This window comes from Pseudarthrobacter sp. NamB4 (assembly GCF_005796185.1).
In the GTDB taxonomy this organism is placed as follows: domain Bacteria; phylum Actinomycetota; class Actinomycetes; order Actinomycetales; family Micrococcaceae; genus Arthrobacter.
Genome location: NZ_VAHM01000012.1, coordinates 30,098 through 54,377, shown reverse-complemented (window position 1 = coordinate 54,377; position 24,280 = coordinate 30,098). Strand labels below are relative to the sequence as shown.

The 24,280-nt window shown below is 66.3% G+C and carries 20 protein-coding genes; 5 read left to right on the top strand and 15 right to left on the bottom strand.

Going from position 1 to position 24,280, the window contains the following annotated elements:
- Nucleotides 1–6: 6 nt before the first annotated feature.
- The 6 genes from FDW81_RS12425 to FDW81_RS12400 form a co-directional block, all read right to left on the bottom strand.
- Nucleotides 7–567: a hypothetical protein gene (locus FDW81_RS12425; protein ID WP_138134504.1), complete on the bottom strand. Its 561-nt coding sequence runs from the start codon at nt 565–567 to the stop codon at nt 7–9.
- Complete coding sequence (locus FDW81_RS12420; protein WP_240720247.1) at nt 564–1,181, bottom strand: DUF402 domain-containing protein; 618 nt, start codon at nt 1,179–1,181, stop codon at nt 564–566. Before FDW81_RS12420 ends, FDW81_RS12425 begins: the two co-directional genes overlap by 4 nt.
- Nucleotides 1,178–3,151: a 1-deoxy-D-xylulose-5-phosphate synthase gene (gene dxs, locus FDW81_RS12415; RefSeq protein ID WP_138134503.1), complete on the bottom strand. Its 1,974-nt coding sequence runs from the start codon at nt 3,149–3,151 to the stop codon at nt 1,178–1,180. Before dxs ends, FDW81_RS12420 begins: the two co-directional genes overlap by 4 nt.
- Before the next feature lie 139 nt (nt 3,152–3,290).
- Nucleotides 3,291–6,116, bottom strand: a complete 2,826-nt coding sequence (locus FDW81_RS12410) for an aconitate hydratase (protein WP_138134502.1) — start codon at nt 6,114–6,116, stop codon at nt 3,291–3,293.
- Between the two features lie 165 nt (nt 6,117–6,281).
- Nucleotides 6,282–7,658, bottom strand: a complete 1,377-nt coding sequence (locus tag FDW81_RS12405) for a class I SAM-dependent RNA methyltransferase (RefSeq protein WP_138134501.1) — start codon at nt 7,656–7,658, stop codon at nt 6,282–6,284.
- Nucleotides 7,655–9,631 carry an APC family permease gene (locus tag FDW81_RS12400; RefSeq protein WP_138134500.1) on the bottom strand — a complete coding sequence of 659 codons (1,977 nt, stop codon included), beginning with the start codon at nt 9,629–9,631 and terminating at the stop codon, nt 7,655–7,657. The genes FDW81_RS12405 and FDW81_RS12400 overlap by 4 nt, the downstream gene beginning before the upstream one ends.
- Nucleotides 9,632–9,749: 118 nt before the next feature.
- On the opposite strand from FDW81_RS12400, the gene FDW81_RS12395 reads away from it, so the two are divergent.
- Nucleotides 9,750–10,424, top strand: coding sequence for a TrkA family potassium uptake protein (locus FDW81_RS12395; protein WP_138134499.1), 675 nt, complete (start codon nt 9,750–9,752; stop codon nt 10,422–10,424).
- Nucleotides 10,421–11,179, top strand: a complete 759-nt coding sequence (locus FDW81_RS12390; RefSeq protein ID WP_138134498.1) for a TrkA family potassium uptake protein — start codon at nt 10,421–10,423, stop codon at nt 11,177–11,179. The genes FDW81_RS12395 and FDW81_RS12390 overlap by 4 nt, the downstream gene beginning before the upstream one ends.
- 2 nt (nt 11,180–11,181) lie before the next feature.
- On the opposite strand, the gene FDW81_RS12385 is transcribed toward FDW81_RS12390, so the two are convergent.
- The 4 genes from FDW81_RS12385 to dut all read right to left on the bottom strand — a co-directional run bounded on the left by FDW81_RS12385 (nt 11,182) and on the right by dut (nt 13,678).
- Complete coding sequence (locus tag FDW81_RS12385) at nt 11,182–11,964, bottom strand: DUF3159 domain-containing protein (RefSeq protein WP_138134497.1); 783 nt, start codon at nt 11,962–11,964, stop codon at nt 11,182–11,184.
- Complete coding sequence (locus tag FDW81_RS12380) at nt 11,961–12,335, bottom strand: hypothetical protein (RefSeq protein ID WP_240720245.1); 375 nt, start codon at nt 12,333–12,335, stop codon at nt 11,961–11,963. The genes FDW81_RS12385 and FDW81_RS12380 overlap by 4 nt, the downstream gene beginning before the upstream one ends.
- Entirely contained in the window at nt 12,328–13,041 is a 714-nt protein-coding gene (locus FDW81_RS12375; RefSeq protein ID WP_138134496.1) for a DUF3710 domain-containing protein, read from the bottom strand. The genes FDW81_RS12380 and FDW81_RS12375 overlap by 8 nt, the downstream gene beginning before the upstream one ends.
- A gap of 106 nt (nt 13,042–13,147) precedes the next feature.
- Entirely contained in the window at nt 13,148–13,678 is a 531-nt protein-coding gene (dut, locus tag FDW81_RS12370; protein WP_138134495.1) for a dUTP diphosphatase, read from the bottom strand.
- 97 nt (nt 13,679–13,775) lie between these two features.
- Between dut and FDW81_RS12365 the strand changes: the two genes are divergently transcribed.
- Complete coding sequence (locus tag FDW81_RS12365) at nt 13,776–14,261, top strand: DUF3093 domain-containing protein (RefSeq protein WP_138134494.1); 486 nt, start codon at nt 13,776–13,778, stop codon at nt 14,259–14,261.
- Nucleotides 14,262–14,282: 21 nt separating this feature from the next.
- Here the strand turns inward: FDW81_RS12365 and FDW81_RS12360 are convergent, their stop codons facing one another.
- The gene (locus tag FDW81_RS12360; protein WP_138134493.1) at nt 14,283–14,582 is read right to left on the bottom strand and encodes a DUF4193 domain-containing protein; all 300 of its coding nucleotides are present in this window, start codon (nt 14,580–14,582) and stop codon (nt 14,283–14,285) included.
- Nucleotides 14,583–14,811: 229 nt separating this feature from the next.
- Between FDW81_RS12360 and sepH the strand changes: the two genes are divergently transcribed.
- Nucleotides 14,812–16,164, top strand: a complete 1,353-nt coding sequence (gene sepH / locus FDW81_RS12355; RefSeq protein ID WP_138134492.1) for a septation protein SepH — start codon at nt 14,812–14,814, stop codon at nt 16,162–16,164.
- A 57-nt stretch (nt 16,165–16,221) separates the two neighbouring features.
- Here the strand turns inward: sepH and FDW81_RS12350 are convergent, their stop codons facing one another.
- From FDW81_RS12350 to FDW81_RS12335, 4 genes are read right to left on the bottom strand one after another with little or no spacing between them, the layout of a single operon-like run.
- On the bottom strand, nt 16,222–16,947 hold the full coding sequence (locus tag FDW81_RS12350) for a thymidine kinase (RefSeq protein WP_138134491.1): 726 nt from the start codon (nt 16,945–16,947) through the stop codon (nt 16,222–16,224).
- Entirely contained in the window at nt 16,940–18,202 is a 1,263-nt protein-coding gene (locus FDW81_RS12345) for an alkaline phosphatase family protein (RefSeq protein WP_138134490.1), read from the bottom strand. The genes FDW81_RS12350 and FDW81_RS12345 overlap by 8 nt, the downstream gene beginning before the upstream one ends.
- 1 nt (nt 18,203) lies before the next feature.
- The gene (locus tag FDW81_RS12340; protein WP_138134489.1) at nt 18,204–18,944 is read right to left on the bottom strand and encodes a DUF5998 family protein; all 741 of its coding nucleotides are present in this window, start codon (nt 18,942–18,944) and stop codon (nt 18,204–18,206) included.
- A 42-nt stretch (nt 18,945–18,986) separates the two neighbouring features.
- Nucleotides 18,987–21,689 carry a bifunctional GNAT family N-acetyltransferase/acetate--CoA ligase family protein gene (locus FDW81_RS12335; protein WP_138134488.1) on the bottom strand — a complete coding sequence of 901 codons (2,703 nt, stop codon included), beginning with the start codon at nt 21,687–21,689 and terminating at the stop codon, nt 18,987–18,989.
- A gap of 76 nt (nt 21,690–21,765) precedes the next feature.
- On the opposite strand from FDW81_RS12335, the gene FDW81_RS12330 reads away from it, so the two are divergent.
- Nucleotides 21,766–24,273, top strand: a complete 2,508-nt coding sequence (locus tag FDW81_RS12330) for a DNA topoisomerase (ATP-hydrolyzing) subunit A (RefSeq protein ID WP_138134487.1) — start codon at nt 21,766–21,768, stop codon at nt 24,271–24,273.
- The last annotated feature ends 7 nt before the right edge of the window (nt 24,274–24,280 follow it).

Genomic DNA, 24,280 nt, shown 5'->3' with positions numbered 1-24,280 from the left:
GTGCTCCTAGAGACTGAAGCCGCTGGCGGCCTTGGCCGAGTGCTTGAGTTTGAAGTTTTCCGGATCGGTGTACGGGGCCGCACCGATGCTCAGCTTGGTGAAGTCGAGGTCCTCGCCACGGGCGCAGACCTTGATGGCGTTGACGGCCTTATTCACGTCGGGGCAGAGGCAGAAGATGTTCAGCTTGAAGTCGGTGAATTCGGAGCGCTCCACCGTTCCCAGTCCGCGCCAGGCAAGATGGCTGATCAGGGCGTCTTTGGCCTTCCCCTCAAGGTAGCGGTCCCGGTCGGTGCCCTCCCTGGTCTTGAGGGCGAACTGGGCAACCACCCAGAACTGTTCCTCGTCGGGAATCTCGGCAAAGCCGTCCTCGGAGCACTGGACGGCGAAGGCATCCAGAAGGCTTTCGGCGGCCTGCGGGTCCGGAACGTCCGTCTCCTCGGTCTTGCTCTGGTGCCCCACCACGCCGAAATTCATCACGAACTGCTGGTAGTCCTCGTCGTACCAGGCCTCCCGGAAGTGGAGGGTACCCTCGTCGTCGCGCTTGTAAACCCTGACTATTCCGCTCATTTACGTCCCTTTGAAAACCATTCGGCGTCGGTGCCGTCGAACGGTGCCTGCTGCGCCTTGACGGCCTGGTAAAGCTGGTCCGCCTCATCCTGGATGAGGTTCACCAGGCTGGAGGGATAATTCATCGCGGCACTGTGCTCGGCGAACTCGTCTTCATCATCCACGAAGACGCCCCGTGCAGCAGTCCTGATCACGTCGAGGTCCATGTCGATCACGTGGAACTCGGTCAGGCCGGCGCGGATGGCGGTCCACTCGTGGGCCACGGCAAGGTCCACATAGACCCGGACCCGGTTGGGATGGGCGTCGTCATAAAAGGTTGCCACCCAGTGTCCGGACCTCGGCACCAGCAGCACGGCGTCCGACTTTGTGTAGAAGGCCGCGCCGGGGCGGGAGCAGAACTCGTTGGTTCCCTGGAAGATCCACCAGCCGTGCCGGTCTTCGCCAAGGTAGCGCCCCGGAACCACCCAATGCGCCTTGCCGTTCCACTTGCGGTTGCGTGAGACCACTAACTGGCCCGATTCCAGTCCCAAAGGGACCCGTGTTGTGGTGGTGTGCCTGCGGACCTCCATGTCCCCCAGCGGTCCCGGATACTTGAGGGAGTCTTCTTCCCTCACAGGATCGGAAGACTGCCGGTGGTGGGGTGCTGGCGCCCCGGCAGGGGGCGGGCGAACGGGACCTTCGTTCCCAAAACCTGCGCAACGACGTCGTGCGTAATCTGCTGCGCCGTGAGGCCCACGCGTTCCAGGACCTGGTTGCGGGTGCCGTGGTCCAGGAATTCCACGGGCAGTCCTACCTCGTTCAGTGCTGTATCGACGCCCGCTGCGCGCATTTCCTGCCGGATCCGGGAGCCGACGCCGCCGGCCCGGACCCCGTCCTCGATGCAGATGACCAGCCGGTGATGGGAGGCCAGGGCGATGATGGACTGCGGGACGGGAAGTACCCAGCGCGGATCCACCACGGTGGTGCTGATGCCCTGCGCCCCGAGCCGGTTGGCGACGTCCAGCGCCAGCTCTGACATGGCGCCGACGCTGACGATCAGGACGTCATTTTCCGTCGAACCGCTGGGCCTGCGGGACAGCACGTCCACGCCGTCGCTGAGCCGCTCCAGTGCTTCCACCTCGGCGCCAACAGAACCCTTGGAGAACCTGACGACAGTGGGCGCGTCGCTGATGGCCACGGCCTCGCGGAGCTCCTCGCGCAGCCGGGTGGCGTCCCGGGGTGCCGCCAGGTGGAGGCCCGGGACGATCTGGACCATGGACATGTCCCACATGCCGTGGTGGCTTGCGCCGTCCGGGCCGGTGACGCCGGCGCGGTCCAGGACGATGGTTACACCTGCCTTGTGCAGGGCAACGTCCATCAGGAGCTGGTCGAAGGCACGGTTGAGGAACGTGGCGTAGACGGCGACCACCGGGTGGAGTCCGCCGAATGCCATGCCCGCGGCAGAGGTGAGAGCATGCTGTTCGGCGATTCCGACGTCGACAACACGGTTTGGGTGCCTGGCCGCGAACTTGTGCAGGCCCACGGGGATCAGCATGGCACCCGTGATGCCAACCACGTCCTCGCGCTCGTCGGCGATGGCAGCAATCTCGTCGGCAAAAACGGAGGTCCAGGACTGGGCGCCCGCGGCCCCGGTGGGCTCGCCGGTCTCGGGATCGATAATGCCCACCGCGTGGAACTGGTCGGCCTCGTGGGCCCGAGCCGGGGCATAACCATGGCCCTTTTCGGTCATGGCATGGACAATCACCGGACCGTTGTAGTGCCTGGCCGTAGCGAGTGCGTGTTCCATGGCCTGCAGGTTGTGCCCGTCCACGGGGCCGATGTACTTCATGCCCAGGTCTTCGAACATCCCCTGCGGGGCCCACCAGTCCTTGACGCCCTTTTTCATGGCGTGCAGGCTCTTATAGGTGAACTGGCCAGCAGGACCGCCACTCTGAAGCTTTTTCTTCCACCAGTCCAGGGCGACCTCGTAGGCAGGTGCCGTACGGAAGGAGTCAATGGTGGGGCGCAGCGAGGCAAGGTAGTCGGCGAAACCGCCCACAGTTGGCGCATAGGACCTGCCGTTGTCATTCACCACGATGACAACACGGCGCTTCTTGTCCGCGGCGATGTTGTTGATGGCCTCCCACGCCATGCCGCCGGTGAGCGCCCCATCCCCCACGATGGCGACGACGTGCCGGTCGCCTTGCCCGCTCAGCTGCCGGGCCCGCGAGATGCCGTCCGCCCAGGACAGGGATGAGGACGCATGCGAGCTTTCCACGATGTCATGCTCGGACTCGGCCCGGGAGGGGTAGCCGGAAATGCCGCCTTCCTGGCGGAGGGTGCTGAAATCCTGGCGCCCGGTCAGCAGCTTGTGGACGTAGGACTGGTGGCCGGTGTCGAAAACAATGCTGTCACGGGGCGATTTGAAGATGCGGTGCACGGCAAGCGTCAGCTCCACCACGCCGAGGTTGGGTCCGAGGTGTCCGCCCGTCTGTGAGACGTTCGTGATCAGGAAATCCCTGATCTCCGAAGCCAGCTGCGTCAGCTGTTCTTCGGTCAACCCGTTCAGGTCCTGCGGTTTCCGGATGGTGTCCAAGATTCCCAACGACCCCTCCTTCAGTGGTAGACGTGCCGTTTAACTCTAACGCCTTGGTTCAGACGCAAAGCCCACGGGGAAAGCCGAAGCCCCGGCTGGTCGTTGACCGGCCGGGGCTTCGGGAGGTGTTGCCTGCTGGCAGGAGCCGCTAGTTCGCGGAGATCTGGCGCAGGACGTACTGCAGGATGCCGCCGTTGCGGTAGTAGTCGGCTTCACCCGGGGTGTCGATGCGCAGCACGGCATCGAAGGAGGTGGCGGAGCCGTCTTCTGCGGTGGCCGTGACCTTGAGGGTCTTGGGCGTGGTGCCTTCGTTCAGGGCGGTGACGCCCTCAACCGAGAAGGTTTCCGTGCCGGTAAGGCCCAGGGTTGCGGCGGACTCGCCGGCCGGGAACTGGAGCGGCAGGACGCCCATGCCGATGAGGTTGGAGCGGTGGATGCGCTCGTAGCTCTCGGCGATGACGGCCTTGACGCCCAGCAGTGCGGTGCCCTTGGCGGCCCAGTCACGGGAGGAACCGGAACCGTACTCCTTGCCGGCAAGGACCACCAGCGGGGTGCCCGCTGCCTGGTAGTTCTGCGCGGCGTCGTAGACGAATGCCTGCGGGCCGCCTTCCTGGGTGAAGTCGCGGGTGAAGCCGCCTTCGACGCCGTCCAGGATCTGGTTCTTGATCCGGATGTTCGCGAAGGTTCCGCGGATCATCACCTCGTGGTTGCCGCGGCGGGAACCGTAGGAGTTGAAGTCCTTGCGCTCCACGCCGTTGGCGAGCAGGTACTGCCCTGCCGGGGTGTCGGACTTGAAGGAACCGGCCGGGGAGATGTGGTCGGTGGTGACCGAGTCGCCGAGCTTCAGGAGCACGCGGGCACCCGTGATGTCCTTAACCGGCTCCGGCTGCGCCTGCATGCCCTCGAAGTACGGGGGCTTCCGGACGTAGGTGGAGTTCGGATCCCAGGCGAAGGTGTCACCGGCGGGCGTGTCCAGTGCCTTCCAGCGGTCGTCGCCCTCGAAGACGCCTTCGTAACCCTTGGCGAACATGTCCTGGTCGATCGAGGAATCGATGACCTGCTGGACCTCCACCGGGTTCGGCCAGATGTCCCGCAGGAAGACGTCGTTCCCGGCCTGGTCCTGGCCCAGGGCGTCGGTCTCAAAGTCGAAGTCCATGGAGCCGGCCAGGGCGTAGGCGATGACCAGCGGCGGGGAGGCCAGGTAGTTCATCTTGACGTCCGGGTTGATGCGGCCTTCGAAGTTGCGGTTGCCCGAGAGGACGGCCGCGACGGCGAGGTCGTTGGCCTGGATTGCCTCGGAAACCTCGGCTTCGAGCGGACCGGAGTTGCCGATGCAGGTGGCGCAGCCATAGCCCACGATGTAGAAGCCCAGCTTCTCCAGGTAGGGGGTCAGGCCGGACTTCTCGTAGTAATCGGTGACCACCTTGGAACCGGGGGCAACGGAGGTTTTGACCCACGGCTTGGACGTAAGGCCCTTGTCGACGGCGTTGCGCGCCAGCACCGCGGCGGCCAGCATAACCGAGGGGTTGGACGTGTTGGTGCAGGAGGTGATGGAGGCGATGGTGACCGCACCGTGGTCCAGCTCGAACTCGCGCCCGTCAGCCATCGTGACCGGCACAGGCTTGGAGACCCGTCCTGCTCCCCCGTGCCCGGCCGAGTACTTCGGGGGCTCGCGGTCGGTGTCGGAGACGTTTGTGGCTCCGGCTGTGAACGACGGGGCGTCCGAGGCGGGGAAAGTCTCCTCCAGCGATTCGTCCAGGGTCCCGGCGTTTGCGTCATGGGAGACGTAGTTCTTGAGGTCGTGGCGGAACTCGTCCTTGGCCTCGGTCAGTTCGATGCGGTCCTGCGGGCGCTTGGGGCCCGCAATGGACGGAACAACCGTGGACAGGTCCAATTCCAGGTACTCGGAGAACTTGATGTCGCGTGAAGCATCGTGCCAGAGGCCCTGCTCCTTGGCGTAGGCCTCCACGAGCGCAACGTTCTGCTCGGAGCGGCCCGTCAGGCGCAGGTAGTCCAGGGTGACGTCGTCGATGGGGAACATCGCGGCGGTGGAGCCGAATTCGGGGCTCATGTTGCCGATGGTGGCGCGGTTGGCCAGCGGCACCGCGGCCACACCTTCGCCGTAGAATTCCACGAACTTGCCCACCACGCCATGCTTGCGGAGCATCTCCGTAATGGTCAGCACAACGTCGGTTGCCGTGGCGCCGGCAGGAATGCTGCCGCTGAGCTTGAAGCCCACAACGCGCGGGATCAGCATGGAAACCGGCTGGCCGAGCATGGCTGCCTCGGCTTCGATGCCGCCCACGCCCCAGCCGAGCACACCCAGGCCGTTGACCATGGTGGTGTGCGAGTCTGTACCGACGCAGGTGTCCGGGTACGCACGGAGGGCGCCGTCCACTTCGCGGGTCATGACGGTGCGGGCCAGGTATTCAATGTTCACCTGGTGCACGATGCCGGTTCCCGGCGGGACAACCTTGAAGTCGTCAAACGCGGTCTGGCCCCAGCGCAGGAACTGGTAACGCTCCCCGTTGCGCTGGTATTCGATCTCCATGTTGCGCTCCAGTGCGCCGGAGTTGCCGAAGGCATCGATCTGGACCGAGTGGTCGATCACCATTTCGGCCGGTGCCAGCGGGTTCACCCGCTTGGGGTCCCCGCCCAGTTCCTTGACCGCTTCGCGCATCGTCGCCAGGTCAACCACGCAGGGAACGCCGGTGAAGTCCTGCATGATCACGCGTGCCGGCGTGAACTGGATTTCTGTATCGGGCTGGGCGTTGGGATCCCAGCCTGCCAAGGCGCGGACGTGATCGGCAGTGATGTTCGCGCCGTCCTCGGTCCTCAACAGGTTTTCAAGCAATACCTTGAGGCTGAACGGAAGGTTTTCTGCACCTTCAACGGAGTTCAACCGGAAAATTTCGTACTCGGTTCCGGCTACATTAAGTTTGCCTTTTGAACCGAAGCTGTCCACAGTGCTCATCGCAGGACTCCTCTCGCAACAGTTTCATCTTTGTCGCGCGGTTGACCGCCTGCTAGTTAGGAGGTCCTAATTAGCAACAGGACCCGAAAATTGCACACGGCCGGCCGAGAATACGGGCGCGACGTGGGACTACTACCGCCATAGTAGTCCAAAAGGGACCGGGCATCAGGGACCAGGCGTCAGCAGTGCCACGGTCTCCAGGTGGTGCGTGTGGGGATAGAGGTCGAAGGCCCGGAGGGCTGACAGCTCCCAGCCCGCCGTCCGGAAATAGCCAACATCCCGGGCGAACGACGCCGGATCGCAGGACACGTAGGCAATGGCGCGCGGGTGCGCTGCCACCAACTGGTTCACCACGGATTTTCCGGCACCTGCCCGCGGCGGATCTAGGATCAGCGCGTCAAAGTCCCGCGGTTTCCGGTGCAGGACCCGTTCCACCCGCCCCTGGACGATCTCCACCTGGGGCGCGGCGTGCAGGTTCTTCCGCGCGTCGCGGCTGGTTCCGGGGGAACCTTCCACGGACAGAACCGAGCCCGTCTCCCCTACCGCGTCCGCCAGCACCGCAGTGAAGAGTCCCGCCCCGGCATAGAGATCGGCAACCACCGCACCGGGATGGAGGAACCCGCCGCCCTGGAGGAATTCTGTGACAGAACCCACAAGCGTTCCGGGCGCGCCGCGGTGGATCTGCCAGAACCCGGCTCCAGTAACCCTGTACTCGTGGCCGGCCGCCGTTTCCTGCACCCAGGTGCGGCCCCGCAGCTGCCGTACTTCCTCGTTGGCCGGGCCGAAAGCCGCGACGGATACCTCGCCGGGCAGCTGGGAGGCAATGGCGCCCAGTCGCTTTGGTTTGGCGCCTTCCGCCGGAGCCAGCAGCACCAACGGACGGGAGCCGTTCGCCGGGGCAGCCACTTCCACCCGGTCCACGCCCTGCAAATCGATGTCCCACAGGCGCAGGTTGTTAATGGCGTCAGTCGCCAGCGGCATCTCCCGGACAGGGACGATGTGCCCCGAGCGGTGCGCGTGCATTCCCAGTTTTCCGGCGGGGGTGACCGAGAAACTGGCGCGCGTGCGCCACCCCAGGCCGCTGCCGCCGTCGTGCGTTCCGCCCACAGCCTCGACGGTATCGCCGGCCCAGCCGGGGACATCCTCGACGCCGGCAAGCCGCCTGAGCTGTTCAGCCAGCACCTCTGCCTTGAGGGCACGCTGCCGGGCAAGGCTGATGTGGCCAAACTCCGCTCCGCCCACGGGCGGATGCCCGTGGTCCCACGCACGCGCGGGGTCAGCTGCATGCCAGAAGTGATCGACGCGGTCAGGGGAAGGTGCGAGAACCTCCACCACGTCCGCCCGCCAGAATTTCGCCTTCTCTTCCGCGTCCGTGAGCCGCACCCGCACTTTTTCGCCGGGAATGCCGTGCCGGACGAAGATCACCCGCCCCTCGTGCCGGGCGACGCAGTGGCCGCCGTGGGCCACCGGGCCGATCTCCAGCACTGTTTCCGTGCCGGCTGCGCCGGTGGTTGCCGGCTCTGTCTGGGTCTTCGCACTCATTGGACGTCCTGCAGGTTCTTGGCTTCTTCGGATGATTTCAACTGCCAGGGAACGCTGGCCACCATGACGCCGGGTTCGAAGTGCAGCCTGGTCTTGATGCGCAGTGCTGTCTGGTTGTGGACCAGTTGCTCCCACCACTTCCCCACCACGTATTCAGGGATATAGACAACGATCAGGTCCCGGGGCGAGTCCAGCCGCATCTGTTTGATGTAGTCCATGATCGGCGTGACGGTCTCGCGGTAGGGGCTTGCCAGCACGGTGAGCGGCACGGGAATTCCCAGCTTTTCCCAGTCCGCCACCGTCTGGGCAGTTTCTTCGGCGTCTATATCCACCGTCACTGCATCAAGGCGGGAGGGGCGGGACGCCCTGGCATATGCCAGCGCCCGGAGGACAGGCTTGCGGACATGCGACACCAGCAGCACGGCGTGCACCCTGGTGGGAAGTGCCCGCGGCGAGGAGTCCTCATCCACCGCCAGCTCCCTGGCCACGTTGTCGTAGTGCGCCCTGATGCTCCACATGATCAGGAACAGGATGAACATGGCCAGCAGGGCGATCCAGGCGCCCTGCTCGAACTTGGTGACCAGCACGATCACCAGGACCAGGGCGGTCATGCCGAAACCGATGCTGTTGATCACCCGCGACTTGGCCATCCGGCGCCGGTCTGCTTTGTCGCGGACGAGCTTTAGCTGCCGGCCCCAGTGCCGGATCATGCCCAGTTGGCTCGCAGTAAACGAGATGAAGACGCCCACGATGTAGAGCTGGATGAGCTTGGTGACATCGGCATTGAAGGCGAGGACCAGCACCAGTGCGCCGGCTGCGAGGGCCAGGACGCCGTTGCTGAAGGCCAGCCTGTCTCCCCTGGTGCGCAGCTGGCGCGGAAGGTAGCCGTCCTGGGCGAGGATCGAGCCCAGGACGGGAAAGCCATTGAAGGCGGTGTTGGCCGCGAACACCAGGATAACGCCGGTGGCGGCCACCACGATATAAAACGGGATGGAACCGGCCCCGAAAATGGTTTGGGCGATCTGGCTGATGGCGGGGTTCTGGATGTACCCCTCCGGCAGCGGACTGCCGTTCAGCAGGAATTCCGTGGCGGGATCCAGGACAATGTGGACCTTGGTGGCCTGGGCCAGGAACATGATGCCTGCCAGCATCGTGGCGCCGATGATCCCCAGCAACAGCAGCGTGGCGGCGGCGTTCCTGCTCTTCGGCGGGCGGAAGTTGGGCACGCCGTTGCTGATGGCTTCAACGCCGGTCAGCGCGGCGGCACCTGACGAAAAGGCGCGCAGCAGCAGGAAGGCGCCGGCCAGGCCCACCAGGCCTTCGTCGAAGCCGGGGGCCGGAACGATGGTGAAGGCCGCGGAAGGGGCCAGGCCGAGTTGTCCGGTCGCGGCCTGGAAAATGCCGACGCCGGTCATGCCCAGGATTGATGCCATGAAGATGTAGGTGGGTATGGCGAATACGCTGCCCGCCTCTTTGACACCGCGCAGGTTGACCAGAGCCAGGACTGCCACGCCGATGGCGGCAAGCATGGCCTGCTGTCCGTGGAGGTCCGGGACTGCAGTGGTGAGGTAGTGCGCTGCGGAGGACATGGACACCGCGACAGTCAGGACGTAATCCACCAGCAGGGCGGACGCCACCGTGAGGCCGGCGTACTTGCCCAGGTTCTCGCCGGCGATCTCATAATCGCCGCCGCCCGAGGGATACGCGTGGACGTTCTGGCGGTATGAGGCCACTACCGTGAGCAGGACGACGATGACCGCCAGCCCCACCCAGGGAGAGAACGCGACGGCGCTGACACCGGCCAGCGCCAGCGTGAGCAGGATCTCATCCGGTGCGTATGCCACCGATGACAGGGCATCGGAGGCAAAAACCGGGAGTGCGATCCGCTTGGGAAGCAGCGTGTGGGACAGCCTGTCGTTCCGAAATGGCCGGCCCACGATCACACGCTTGGCGGCGTTCAATATTGTCAGCACCCCACAAAGCTAGTCGGATTCCCCGGCGATGTCATGACAGCCCGGGGACGGCCGGAGCCCGGGCGCTGGCGGTAGAGTTCTAGCAGCAGGACCTTGACAGGAATACAGAGGAGAAACGGTGGCGCATTTCGTGATCATGGGATGTGGCCGGGTGGGGGCAACGCTGGCGCACACGCTGGAGGACGCAGGGCATTCCGTGGCCATCATCGACCAGGACGACCGCGCCTTCCGCAGGCTCAGGCAGGGCTTCACCGGGCGCAAGGTCACTGGTGTGGGCTTCGACCGTGACACCTTGAAGCAGGCCGGCGTGGCTGAAGCGTACGCCTTCGCGGCGGTCTCCAGCGGGGACAACTCCAACATCCTCGCCACCCGGGTGGCGAGGGAAACCTTCCATGTCCCCCATGTAGTGGCCCGCATCTACGATCCCGGCCGTGCCGAGATTTACCAGCGCCTCGGCATTCCCACGGTGGCGGCAGTCCGCTGGAGTGCCGACCAGGTACTGCGGCGGATTCTGCCCGAACAGCACCTCGCCGGGGATTTCCGCGAGCCCTCCGGGCGCCTGGTGCTTGCCGAACTCGACCTCGACGCCGGCTGGATCGGCCACCGGGTCAGCAGCATTGAAAAGGCCGCCGACGTCCGGGTGGCGTACTTGACCCGGTTCGGCGAGGGATTGTTGCCCGACGCCGCCACAGCCTACCAGGACGGCGACACCGTCCACGCCATGCTCCAGGTGGACCGCAGCTCCCAGGTTGCGCAGATCCTGGCCAAAGCCCCTGTCAAGGAGTACCAGTGAAAGTCGTGATCGTGGGCGCGGGCAGCGTCGGATCGTCCATCGCCCGGGAGCTCCTGGCTCACAAGCATGAAATCCTCCTGATCGATCTCAAGCCTGAGGTGATCGGGAGGAGCGGCCTGCGGGGCGCGCACTGGCTGGTGGGTGACGCCTGCGAGCTGAGCACGCTGCAGGGAGCGAAAGTCGAAGAAGCCGACGTGGTGGTGTCCGCAACCGGCGACGACAAGGTCAACCTGGTGGTGTCCCTGCTGGCCAAGACCGAATTCGCAGTAGGCCGCACCGTGGGCCGGGTGAACAATCCGAAGAACGACTGGATGTTCAACGATTCCTGGGGTGTGGATGTGGCCGTCAATACTCCGCAGCTGATGACTGCCTTGGTGGAGGAAGCCGTTGAGATCGGCGACCTGGTCCGGCTCCTCACGCTCCAGACAGGGGTGTCATCCCTGGTGGAGTTCACCGTCCCGCACGACTCCCACGTGATTGGCCGGACCGTCGGGGACATCCGCTGGCCGGAGGATGCCACCCTGGTGGCCATCCTGCGCGACCATGCGCCCATCACACCCAGCCGGGATGACGTGATCGACGGCGGCGACGAACTGTTCTTCGTGACCACCATCGCAGCGGAGGACGACCTGCGCGCCCTGCTCTCGCCGGAGGCCGCAGAATCCCCCGGCACCGCAGGTGCAGACGGCGCTCCCCAGCCGGCAGGCGCCCGGGTTGCCCAGCAAGGGCAGGAGGACGACGGGTTCGACGGGTAGGGTCAGGCTTTCAGTGCCGCATCCTGCCGGCCCGGATCAGCGTCCGGAGCCGGCCTGGTCACCAGCCAGGCAACCCACACACCGAGGATGTACAGCGGGGCGCCCATGAGGAGCCGCGTGGTTGCCAGTGCGGCAAATCCTTCCGGCCCCATCAGGTACAGCGGCACCTGGACCGCGAGCCGGAGCACCAGGACAGCAACGATGATCCAGGTGCCGAGCCGGTAGGCCTTGAGCCGGTCCGGATCCTTGCGCCAGTCCAGGCCCTCGTTCCGGATGAACCCGAAGAGCAGCCCGGCCACCGGCCACTTCACGAGGATCGAGAGCACCATTGCCAGGATGTAGGCGGCGTTCGTGAAAAAGCCCGGCAGGTAGAAGTCCTCGGCCTTGCCCGTGGTGTTGGCCAGCCAACCGGAAATACCAACGCCCACGACACCGGCAAGCGCCTGGGTCAGGGGACGCCGCTGCACCAGCCGGACCACGGTGAACACGGCGGCGGCAGCCAGTGCCGCCACGAGGGAGACCGTGAGGTCCCGGGTGATGGTGTAGGCAACCAGGAACAACAGGCCCGGCAGGATGCTCTCGGCAATGCCCTGAACTCCGCCGGCGCTGCGCAGCACGTCCACCCGTCCGTCGTGGGTCCGGTGCAGTCCTGCTTTGGCGGCGTATTCGGCAGCCAGGCCCGCTACCGGGGAAGGTTCCTGGCCCGCAGCTTCCGGCTTCGCTTTGCCGCCAGGAGCATCGGGGCGTGAAGCTCCGGGGAAAGGATCAGGCTGGGGGGCAGTCATTCGTTCTCCTGGCGGGACAGTATTTCGTAACGTGGGTTGAACATGGTGGGCATGCCTTTGCTCCGCGACAGCATGCCCTCGAGCCGGAGCTCGGTACCGGCTTCGATGCCCGGGACGTGCCGGCGCCCCAGCCACACAACCCGGAGCCTTCCGCGCTGGTCCCTGCCCCGGCGGGGAAGGGACCTGCCCGGTTCGCCGTCCGACACGACGGCACTGAAGGCAGCGGCCTGGTCCGGCGGGAGGTAGGTCACGGACTCGATCCATCCCTGGCAGACGATACGGCCCTTCTCCGGCAGCTGGCTGAGGGGTGTGATGCCGGCTCCGTGCCGCCGCCCGGCGCCTTCCCCGTCTCCGGGTGCGGGGTCAGCCAATCTGGGTAATTTCCGGACCACGTTCCGGTTCCTGGAGTGCAGGCGCGGCGGGCGGAGGCGTGGCGGCCGCGTCCTTGGGGAGGCGCAGCTGCAGCAGGTCACGCGGCGGCATGGGGCTGCCGCCCCGGACCACCACTACCTTCCTGAACAGCGCCTCCAACGGCTCAGCCGCCTGCCGTTCAAGCGCAGCCGGGCCGCCCAGCACACCGCGAAGGAACCAGCGCGGACCGTCCACACCGATGAAGCGGGCCACTCGGTAGCCCTGGCTGCCATCGGGGAGGCCGGCCGGCAGCTTGGCCACCAGTTCGGTGCCGAAGCTGCCCCCAATCTCCTCGACCTGGCCGCCCTGCGCGCCGACGGACTGGCCGATCTGCTCGCGGATCTCGTCCCACAGTCCCTCGGTCTTGGGCGCAGCAAAGGCCTGCAGCTGCAGGCTCGACCCGTTGAGGTCAAGCGTTACCGCCACCACACGCTGGGTGGCTTCCTCCACTTCAAGGCGCAACTGCAGGCCTTCGCTGGGGGTTATCAGCAGCGCACCCAGGTCCACGTAGCCGTCACGGCCGTCAATTTCGGCCTCATCGAACGGGCCGTTGGCGCGGATGCCGGAAACGGCGTCCGCCTCTCCCGGCGACTCCGCGGCGGCCAGGGAGTCGTCCGGTTCAACTGCCTGTTCCTTTTTCGCTTTCCTGCCGAGCCCAAAGACCATGGGAGTGTCTCCTTAGTTGTGAAATGTGCCGGTCCGGCCCATGGGGGTCCCGCCGTCGTGCTGTACCGCCGGCCGGCAACGCAGCTGCCGGCCGGACCATAATCCTCTAGGCCCCCGGACGGCTGAATCCGCCGGTGGAGCCGAAGCCTCCCGTACCGCGCACGGATCCGCTTAATTCATTGACGGGGACGAACTGCGCATACTCGACACGCTGTATGACCATCTGGGCAATTCTATCGCCGCGGCGCAGCTCGATGGGCTTGGCGGCGTCTGTGTTCAGGAGGGTGACTGCTATCTCTCCCCGGTACCCGGCGTCCACCGTCCCTGGGGCGTTGACGATGGTCAACCCGTGCTTCGTAGCCAGTCCGGACCGGGGATGAATGAGCGCGACGAAGCCCTCCGGCAGGGCGATGGCCACGCCCGTGGGAACGAGTTTGCGCTCCCCCGGCTGCAGGACAACGTCTTCCCTGGCACGAAGGTCGGCGCCGGCGTCGCCCGGGTGCGCGTAGGACGGCGGCTCCAGGCCGGGGTCCAGCATCTTCAGCTGCACCTGCAGCGCAGGGGCCGAAACCGGGACGGCGGGGGCGGCAGGTCCTGCCGTCGGGAAGGTGTCTACTGCTGCGGAATGATCAGTCACAGTCACTCACTCTAACCCGCGCCCGCTGGACAGACCTAGGGCGTCTCCGGCCGGCGGCCGGGATGAAATAGCCGGGGAAAGGTGGAAAGCTTGCCTCATGCCCGAATCAAGTTCATCCGCGCCCGTTCCCAGTACACCGTCAACCGGGGGCACGGTGGTCTACCGGGAGAAGCTGTGGCCCAATGTCTGGATCTGGATCATTTCGGCCGGCGTGGCAGGAGCGGGCATCCTGGTGTTCGCGCCGATCAGCGCCACTGCCGGGTACACGGCGGCGGTGGTGCTCTTCGCCATTATCGCCATACTCCTCATCCTCTCCACCCCCAGCATTGTGGTGACGGAAAGCACCCTCACCGTGGGGCGGGCCACCATTGAGCGCCGGTTCGTAGGGGCTGCGCAGTCCTTCCGCGGTGAAGAGGCGACGGCGGAGCGCGGCGTCCGGCTTAACGGCCTCGCATACCTCTGCATCAGGGGCTGGATCGATCCCGTAGTGAAGATCGACATCACCGACCCGTCGGACCCCACGCCGTACTGGCTGGCGTCATCCCGCCGGCCCAATGAACTGGCAGCGGCCCTCTCCAGCTAGCCGGTTTTTTCGCCGGTCCGCTCAGCCTTCGCAGTCCCTGCAGTAGAGCCGGCCGTCCTTCTCCCTGGCGATCTGGGAGCGGTGCCGCACCAGGAAACATGAGGAACACGTAAACTCGTCGGCCTGCGCCGGAACAATCTGGACCTGCAGTTCTTCGCCGGAGAGGTCCGCGCCCGGCAGTTCGAAGCTGGCGGCCAGGTCCGTTTCGTCTTCATCGATCACCGCAACCGGCTTATCCGACCGGCGCGTTTTCAGTTCCTCGAGCGAGTCTTCGTTGAGGTCTTCCTCCGACTTGCGCGGCGCGTCGTAATCGGTGGCCATGGTCGCTGTAGCCTTCTTCCTGTTGGGGTGTCCGGATTTCCTCCTGCCGGAGCCCGGGGACATCCTTGATAACGCGGCAAGCCTTTCCTTTGTCCCCGGGGCCGGACCCTGGGCACTCCAGGCCGGCGGATGTCCCGGAAAATCGCGGCGCGCCCTGCTCCTTGAGCCAAAACCCGGCCGCCGGGTGGCAGAGTTTCGAATGATAGTAATGCCAGGGTGGAGGATTTGTATGCAGGATCTACGGCTTGTAGGCGTGCACGACGACGGGACCCATCTCCTGTTGAGCGGGGCCGGCGGCGAGATGTTCCAGCTGCCGATCGATGAAGCACTACGGACGGCGGCGCGTTCCACGGCCAAGCCGCGCGTTGGGCGGCCCGCCGTTCCCATGTCCCCGCGGGACATCCAGGCCCGGATCCGGGCGGGTGCCACGGCAGCGGATGTGGCTGAGCTCTCGGGCCTGCCGCTGGCCAAGGTTGAACGCTACGAGGGGCCGGTCCTCGCGGAGCGGGAGTATGTTGCCCAGCAGGCACGCAAGGTGGAAGTGGCTGTCCCCTCCCCCGGCCACGACATCTACCGGTCCGCCTTTGGCGATAATCCGGCCACGCTGGACGACATGGTGGCGCACCGACTTGAGGCCCATGGCATTGACCCTGCCACTGTGGAGTGGGATTCCTGGCGCCGCCCGGATGGCACCTGGACTGTCTCAGCCAGCTTCGAACCGAAGAACGGCGGGGCCACCGGCGTCGGGGAGGAGCCGCCGGCGCTGTGGACCTTCAGCCCGGTCCGCAAGTCGCTGCAGAATGCCAACCGCTGGGCCCAGCAGCTCAGCGAACTGGAGCCGCTGGACGGCCCTGTCCCTGCCCGCCGGCTTTCTGCCGTTTCCGACCGGCCCTTCGATTTTGAAACTGATGCCGACGCCGGTACGGGAAACCAGACCGGGCAGGTTAATGGGAAGGACAGCGGCAAGGACAAGGAATCCGACGGCCTCCTGGATATGCTGCGGTCCCGCCGGGGCCAGCGCCTGGGCGTGGACGAGGATTCCGACGACGCCCTAGCCCTCCTCCTGACGCACGGCGTGCCGGCAGCCCATCCCAGGCCGTCGGAGGTTATCCCCGAAACTGAGGAGCAGGAACCGGAGCCGGAGACGGACCGGAACGACGCACCCGCGGCTCAGGGGGAAGCGTTCATCCGTCGGCGGGATGCCCGGCCGTCCATGCTTTCCCGGCTCAGCCTGATCCCGCCGCACCGCGACCCCGTCGATGAGAATTTGCGGCTCCACAACGGCGTCAGCACCGACACGCGAGAAATCACGATTGTGGCATCACCCAACCGTCCGGCCGGTTCATCGGAAACTGATGCCTCGTCCGGCAGCGGAAACGCCGGCTCCAGCGGCGCCGGACTGAACGAGTTGCTGGGCGGCAACCCGCGGCGGCAGGGATCCCGCAGCGAAGATACTTCCTCCGCTGCCCCCGCCACCGGACAGCTTCCGGAGACTGCTGCCCCCGAACGCCAGCCCGCCCGGCCCAAGCGCTCCAGCGTGCCGTCCTGGGACGAGATCGTCTTCGGTACCCGGGGCGATTAGGAGCCTGGGCAGGACGCGCGGCCCGCGCCGGCGGGCACCGTTGCCGCAACCCGCTGTTCAGCTTTCCGCGGCGCTTCCGCCGGTTCCGCGCCACAGGCAGGCGTCGACGTCGAACGGCAGCAGCTGGTCCTGCTCTGCCATCAGGCTGGCCCCGTGAGCCGTAACGCGGCGCATGAAATGCCGCCGGCATAGGGTCTCGTAGCCTACGACGGGAACATGGCCGGCTGCAGCGGGCGCGGAGCCTTCAGGCGCCATGTCCACGTCGCCCACCACCACCTGGGCGCCTTCGGTGACCATCACGCCGTCGATCGTCCGTGCGTTGTGCGTGGCGCGGCGGCCGCACCAGCACAGCGCCTCCACCTGCAGTACCTGCACCCGGTCCGCCAGTTCGATCAGCCGCTGCGAGCCGGGAAAGAGCCTGGTGCGGAAATCAGCGGTGATGCCAAATGCAAAGACGTCCACGTCAATCTCGTCCACTACTTTGGCCAGCTGTTCCACCTGCTCGGGCGTATAGAACTGTGCTTCGTCGCAAATCAGGTAGTCCACCCGCTGGCCCTGGGTGCGGCGCAGCATGACTTCCTCCCAGAAGTCGGTCCCGTCGGCAACTTCGACGGCATCCGTTTCCAGGCCCAGCCGGCTTGAGATCCGGGATTCGCCCGCACGGTCATTGCGGCTGAAGCGGACCCCGCCCCGGCCGCGCGCACGGTGGTTGTGGTCCATCTGCAGCGCAAGGGTGGACTTGCCGCAGTCCATGGTGCCGGAGAAAAAGACGAGCTCAGCCACGGCGGACGCGCCTGCCGCCTGCGGTGAAACACAGCAGCGGAACCTCCCGCTCAGCATTGGTCAGGGACCCGTGCTGGCCCACGACTTCCATGGCGGCAGGGCGTACACGCCTGGTGTCATACAGGGCGAGCTCATCCCGCGCGGCGATCATCACATCACCGATCCTGCCTTCGACGGCCGGCCGGACCGGGCCAAAAAGCCCGGCGGCAACCGCTTCCTCCCTGGTAAAGGCCCAGATGCGTGCACCGAAGCGGGAACGCCAGGCAGCGATCAGCCGCTCGCACGATCCTGCCCTGGATACAGCGTCGACGTTGTCAAGATACAGGTGAAGCATCCGCGGCTCGCCCGCCGTGTGCCGAACGCCTTCCACCAGCTGGGGATCGACCGAGTAATCAATGCGCTGTTGCTCCGGGACGTCGAGCATGCCGTGGTCCGCGGTCAGCAGGATGGTGGTGCCGGCAGGCAGTGAAGCATTCAGCCGCTTCATGGTGGCATCCAGCTCCTCAAGCTGATGTTCCCACTGCTCAGACTGGCAGCCGTAGCGGTGCCCGGCCTTGTCCAGTTCGTTGAGGTAGAAGTACATCAGACCAGGACCCGGGGCGGCCATTGCCTCGGCAGCCGCGGCCGTGCGGGCGTGGGACGTCGTGCCGGAGACAAAGGTGCCGCCCCGGAGGGCAGCCCGGGTCATGGGAGAATCGCCGAACTGGGGAAGGCTGACAGTGGTGACCGAAGCCTGGCCGGCTGCACGCTCGAGCACCGTGGGAAAGGGCTGCCAGTCAGACGGGTCGACGCCCGGGTCCCAGTTTCCGAGCAGGTTCACTACTTTGTCCTGCCCGGGATCCAGGACGTCGTAGCCCACCATGCCGTGCTGGCCAGGGGGAAGTCCGGTGCCAAGGCTTGACAGCGCCGCAGCCGTGGTGGAGGGGAACGCCGAGTCCAGCCACACAGGGACCTCGCCCTGCCCGGCCTGGACGATGGACCGCAGGAAAGGCGTGTGGGCGGACTTCTGCTTCAGCAGGTTCCGGCCCAGGCCATCGGCCACCACCACGCACACGCGTGGGGCCGGCGGGAGGTTAAGGATGTTGGTGAACCCCTCCAAACCCAGGCTCGCCGCGGCGCTGGAGAGCACGTCGGCAACGGACCGCCGGCCGTAAGCAGGAGCCGGCGGCAGATCGGACGCGCGCCCCGCTGCGGTTGTGGAGGCGCTGGCCGGGGCAGAAGCGGCGATGGTTGCTGGGCGGCGTTCTTCCGGCATCTCAGCGCTGCTGGTGCCCGCGGCTCAGGCGGTTGCCGAACACTCCGGACCGCGGCCGGGACGGAAGCGACTGGATGTGGGGCATAGGAGCGGCCGAGCCGGTGTTCACCGCCCGCAGCGCGCGGGCAAACAGCTTGGCATCCTGGACTGCCTGCAGCCCGTCCGCCTCCGCGCTGATACGCAGCACGATGTCTTCCTGGGCGATGGTGCCGCTGTACCCGTGGTCCGCCTCGCACTGGGGATCGCCGCAGCTGGCCGGGCCCATATCCAGGCGCTGCCCGCCCGACCAGGCGATGGACAGCGTAAGCTCGCGGACGGGATCCGACGGCTTGTAGTTCTGGGGCTGGGCGTACATGTAGCTCAACACCACCGAGCGGATCTGCGCTACGGGAACGGACTCGGTGGAGATCTGGGCGACGATCTGTTCACCGGCCTCGTCCAACTGCTGGTCATCCACGTGGGTAATCACCAGCATGTCCGCGGTCAGCACCAGGACGGTGATATGGCGGCGGACCTCGGCACGGTCAAAATGCGTCTCCAGGTGCACCAGGTGGGCAACACAGTCGCGGCCGTCCAGGGCGTCGTCCACAACATCGGCTACCAGGCGCGGGTAGAAACCCGCCTTCTGGAGCGCGCCCTCCAGGCTTTGGCCCTGTGCGCTGTGGTTGTGTGAGCTGTGGCGTACTGCCTGGTTTTCATCGCCGGGCGTTTCGGGGGCAGACGCTGGGGGCTGTGAGCTCATTCCCCCATTTTCACAGATGGGCCGGTCACATTGCTAACCGCCTCAGCCGAGCATGGCCCTGCGTGCGCTGTCCGTGCGCTTCGCTGCGTTGCCGATCCGCACGTCGGCCGCGAGGATGGCCGCACCGGAGACCCCGCACAGTACCGGGTTGAATTCCACCAGGGCAATTTCCGGGTGGCTGTCCTTCAGCCAGGCCAGCCTGCCGGCAAGGTCTTCGAGCGCTGCGACGTCAACCGGTGGCAGGCCCTGGTAGCCAAACAGCTTCCGGGCGGCCCGCGGTGCGCGGATGAAGTCATGCACGTCAGCGGCGGAGAGCGGCGGCACCCGGTGGGCCCAGTCATCCAGGAGGTTGACGGCGTCCCCGGCCAGGCCGAACGAGATGACAGGCCCCAGCAGCGGGTCCTCGATGGCCCGGAACGTGCAGGCCTGTCCCACCGGCGCCATGCTCTGCACTTCCAGGCCCGGGTCACCGTAGCGGGAGAGGGTGCGCCTCATCTGCAGCACGTTGGCGCGCAGGGACTCCGGGTCCTGGATGTCCAGGCGAACCCCGCCGAGGTCAAGGCGGTGGCGCAGCGAGGGATCGGTGGTTTTGAGCGCCACCGGCCACCCGAGTGCGTCGGCGGCCTGCACCGCCTGGTCCGGGGTGTCAAAGCCAAGCGAGGGCAGGACGGTGATTCCATAATGGCCCAGCAGCGAACGTGCGCTGGCCTGATCCAGTTGCTTGAGCTGCTCCCCCTTCACATCCCGCAGGAGGATTTCAAGTTCGGCCCGTGCACGTTGGGTGTCGCAGCCCGCCGGTTCAATGAAGTGTCCGTGGTCGCGCGAAACCCACTCCGAGTAGCGGACCACTGCTGCGAGCGCGGCCACCGCGGCGCCGGGGTTGGAGAAGCAGGGCACAGCCTGCTCGGCCGGCACCGCTGGATCCTTGGCTCCCACCATGCCCTCGACATACACGGAGGGATCCAGGATTCCGGTGAAGGCCGCCACCACGGGTTTTCCGGCCTTCGCCGAGCACTCCGCCAGCACTTCAGCAATGCTTTCCACGGTGAGGCCCCGGGCAGGAAGCAGTGCGGCAACAGCCGCGTGGACGGCATCGGACTCCAGGGCCGCGAGCAACTCCGCCCGCAGCGCCGGCAGGGCCACCGACCGGCCGGTGTCCAGGTCCACACCTGCCACCAGCTGGGCGACAGTAAGTCCGTGGGCGGAAGCGCTGTCCGCCACCACCTTGCCCAGCGCCTGCGAGTTGCTGAAGATGGCCAGGCCCGGCCCGGCAGGGAGCGGCTGGCCCGAAACGATTTGGGCAACATCCATCAGCTGCTCTATGGTCTCCACCCGGACGACGCCCGACTGGCGGAGCATCGCGTCGAGCGCCCCGGCAGGGGCCTGGGTGGTGCGTACAGCGTGCCCGGGCGGCAGCCGCAGCCCCATGGCATCGGACTTGGCCACGATCACCGGTTTGATGCGGGCCAGCCGCCGGGCCAGGCGCGAAAACTTGCGGGGATTACCGATCGATTCCAGGTACAGGCCAACAGCCGAGGTGTCCGCGTCGTCTTCCCAGTACTGCATCATGTCGTTGCCGGACACATCGGCACGGTTGCCTGCGGAGAGGAAGGTGGACAGGCCCAGCCGCCGCCTGCTGGAGGCGGCGTAGAGCGAGACGCCGATGGCGGCCGACTGGGAAAAGAGGCCCAGCCCGCCGCGCAGCGGCAGCGTGGGCGCCATGGAGGCGTTCAGCGATACCCCGGGGTGGGTGTTCACGATCCCCAGGGACGCCGGCCCGATCACCCGCATGCCGTTGGCCCTCGCCTGGCGCACCAGGTCCCGCTGCCTCATCAGGCCGCGTTCGCCGTCGTCCGCGAATCCCGCTGAAGCGATCACCAGGCCCTTCACCCCGGCCGCAGCGCAGTCTGCGACGACGGCGGACACTTCCTCGTACGGGACGGCGATCACCGCCAGCTGCACAGGATCCGGGACGTCCGAGAGCTTGGCGAAGGACATCATGCCCGCGAGTTCCAGCGCCTCCCTGTTGATGGCGTACACCGGGCCGGGGAAGCCGCCTTCAATGATGTGCTCCAGCAGCTGGTAGCCCACCGTCCCCCACTTGCGGCTGGCACCGATCACGGCAATGGACGACGGCGTCAGCAGGTCCCGCACGCTCCTCGCCTCTGCGCGGTGCTCGCGGGATTCCATCACCTCCCTGGATTTTTCGGTGGGGTCGATGTTGAACTCAAGGCTGACCACGCCGTCGTCGAAATGGCGCTTGACGTCGTACCCGGCATCGGAGAACACCATCAGCATCTTGCGGTTTTCCGGCAGTACCTCGGCGCTGAAGCGGCGGATCCCGTTTTCATGGGCCGCGGCGGCGAGGTGCTCCAGCAGGATGGAGCCGATCCCCCGCCCCTGGTGCGCGTCGGCGATGTTGAACGCCACTTCGGCTTCGGTGGGGTCGTCGAGCCGGTCATACCGGCCGATCCCCACAATTTCCCCGCCGATCGTGATGACGAATGCCACCCGGTCCCGGTAGTCCACTTCGGTGAAGCGCTTGAGCTCCTTGTTGGACAGTTTGGCCTTAAAGGCGAAGAAGCGCATGTAAATTGAGTTCTGCGACTGTCCCATGTGGAACTTCTGCACAGCGTCCGCATCCGAGGGATGGATGGGCCGCAGATGCGCTGTTCCGCCGTCGCGCAGGACGACATCGGCTTCCCAATGTTCCGGATATTCGCCGTCCGCGGGCTGATCCACCATAGGCTTAGCCTAGCCAAAAACTATCGCAGCACACCCCCAACCGGCTGCGCAGCACTGCAAAGGATTCACCAACCCCATGGCCCGCCGCCAAAGTTCAGCCCCCGTCGTGGACAGCACTCCGTACACGGAGAACATCGTGGATATCGATGTCACCTCCGAAATGGAGGGCTCCTTCCTGGAGTACGCCTATTCGGTGATCTACTCCAGGGCGCTTCCCGACGCCCGCGACGGGCTCAAGCCGGTCCAGCGCCGCATCCTGTTCATGATGAGCGACATGGGCCTCCGCCCGGACCGCGGCCACGTCAAGAGCGCCCGCGTGGTGGGCGAGGTCATGGGCAAGCTGCACCCGCACGGCGACGCCGCCATCTACGACGCCATGGTGCGCATGGCACAGGACTTCTCGCTGCGCCTGCCGCTCATCGACGGCCACGGCAACTTCGGCTCGCTCGACGACGGCCCGGCAGCTCCGCGGTATACCGAAGCGCGGATGGCGGCCGCCGCCCTTACACTCACCGACCACCTCGACGAAGACGTGGTGGACTTCGTCCCCAACTACGACAACCAGCTCACCCAGCCCGAGGTCCTGCCGGCCGCCTTCCCCAACCTGCTGGTCAACGGTGCCACGGGCATCGCCGTCGGCATGGCCACCAACATGGCCCCGCACAACCTGGTGGAAGTCATCTCCGCCGCCCGGCACCTCATTGCCAACCCGGATGCAACCCTGGATGACCTCATGCGCTTCGTCCCGGGCCCGGACCTGCCCAGCGGCGGCCGGATCGTGGGCCTGGATGGCATCCGGGACGCGTACGCCACCGGACGCGGGTCCTTCAAGACGCGGGCCAAGGTGGAGATCGAACAGCTTTCGGCCCGCCGGACGGGCCTGGTGGTCACCGAACTCCCCTACATGGTGGGCCCGGAAAAAGTCATCGAGAAGATCAAGGACGCCGTCAACGCCAAGAAGCTGACCGGCATCAGCGACATCGTTGACCTGACGGACCGCAAGCACGGCCTGCGCCTGGTCATCGAGCTCAAGAACGGTTTCAACCCCAACGCCGTGCTCCAGCAGCTGTACCGCTATTCGCCGATGGAGGATTCCTTCGGCATCAACAACGTCACCCTGGTGGACGGCCAGCCGCAGACCCTCGGGCTGGTGCAGCTGCTGACTGTGTACGTGAACCACCGGATTGACGTGGTCCGCCGGCGGACCGTTTTCCGGCTGGGGAAGAAGAAGGACCGCCTGCACCTGGTGGAGGGCCTCCTCATCGCCATCGTGGACATCGATGAGGTCATCCAGATCATCCGGTCCTCGGACGAGGCCGCGGCAGCCCGGGCGCGACTCATGTCCATCTACGACCTCACGGAAATCCAGGCGAACTACATCCTGGAACTGCGGCTGCGGCAGTTGACCAAATACTCCCGCATCGAGCTGGAGAAGGAACAGGACGAGCTGCGCCGCGAGATCGCCGAACTGGAAGCCATCCTCGCTTCGGATGAACGCCTGCGGACCCTGGTCTCCGACGAACTGGGCGCTATCGCTGAAGAGCACGGTACCCCGCGCCGGACCCTCCTGCTCGAATCCGAGGCCGTCTCCCCCACGGTGGCCGCCGACCTGGCCGGTACCAACGGCAAGAAGGGCAAACCGGCGCCGCTGGCGCTGGAAATCGCGGACGACCCGTGCTGGGCCATCCTCACCGCCTCCGGGCAGGTCGGCCGCACCGGCAACCAGGAGCCGCTGGCGGAGGCCGGGCCCAGGACTAAGCACGACGTCTTCACTTCCGTGGTCAAAACATCGGCGCGGGGCGAGATCGCGGCGGTTACCTCTCAAGGACGCATGCTGCGCCTGCAGGTGATGGACATGCCGGTCCTGCCGCCGGTGACCGGCCTGCCGAACCTCACCGGCGGGGTGCCGGCCAAGGATTTCCTCACCCTGCTGAAGGGTGAAACGCTGGTGGCCTTCGTGCCCCTGGACGAGGTCCTGGCCATCGGTACCGCCCAGGGCGTAGTGAAGCGGGTGCAGCCCGACTATCCCCTGAACCGCGAAGACTGGGAAGTCATCTCCCTGAAGGACAAGGACTTCGTGGTGGGGGTGGCGCCCGCCGGTGCCGATGACGCCGAACTGGTGTTCGTCACCGCGCAGGCGCAACTGCTGAAGTTTGGGGCTGACAACGTCCGGCCGCAGGGGCGCACCGCCGGCGGCATGGCAGGCATCAAACTGGCTGCGGGTGACCGCGTGCTCTTCTTTGGTGCCGTGCAGCCGAAGGACGAGGCCGCCGTCGTGGTCACCATCGCGGGAACCACAGGGGCCCTGCCCGGTACTGCCCCCGGCACGGCCAAGGTCACGGCATTCTCCGAGTACCCTGCCAAGGGCCGCGCCACCGCCGGCGTCCGCGCCCACCGGTTCCTGAAAGGGGAGGACACGCTGTTTCTGGCGTGGGCGGGCCACGGCCCGGCCAAGGCTTCCTCGGCGGCAGGGGTTGCCAGGTCATTGCCGCAGGAACATGGCCGGCGTGACGGGTCCGGCGTCCCGCTGTCGCAGCCGGTGGATGCGGTAGGTCCCGCCATGGCCTGGCCCGATCCCGCTTAGACTGCTT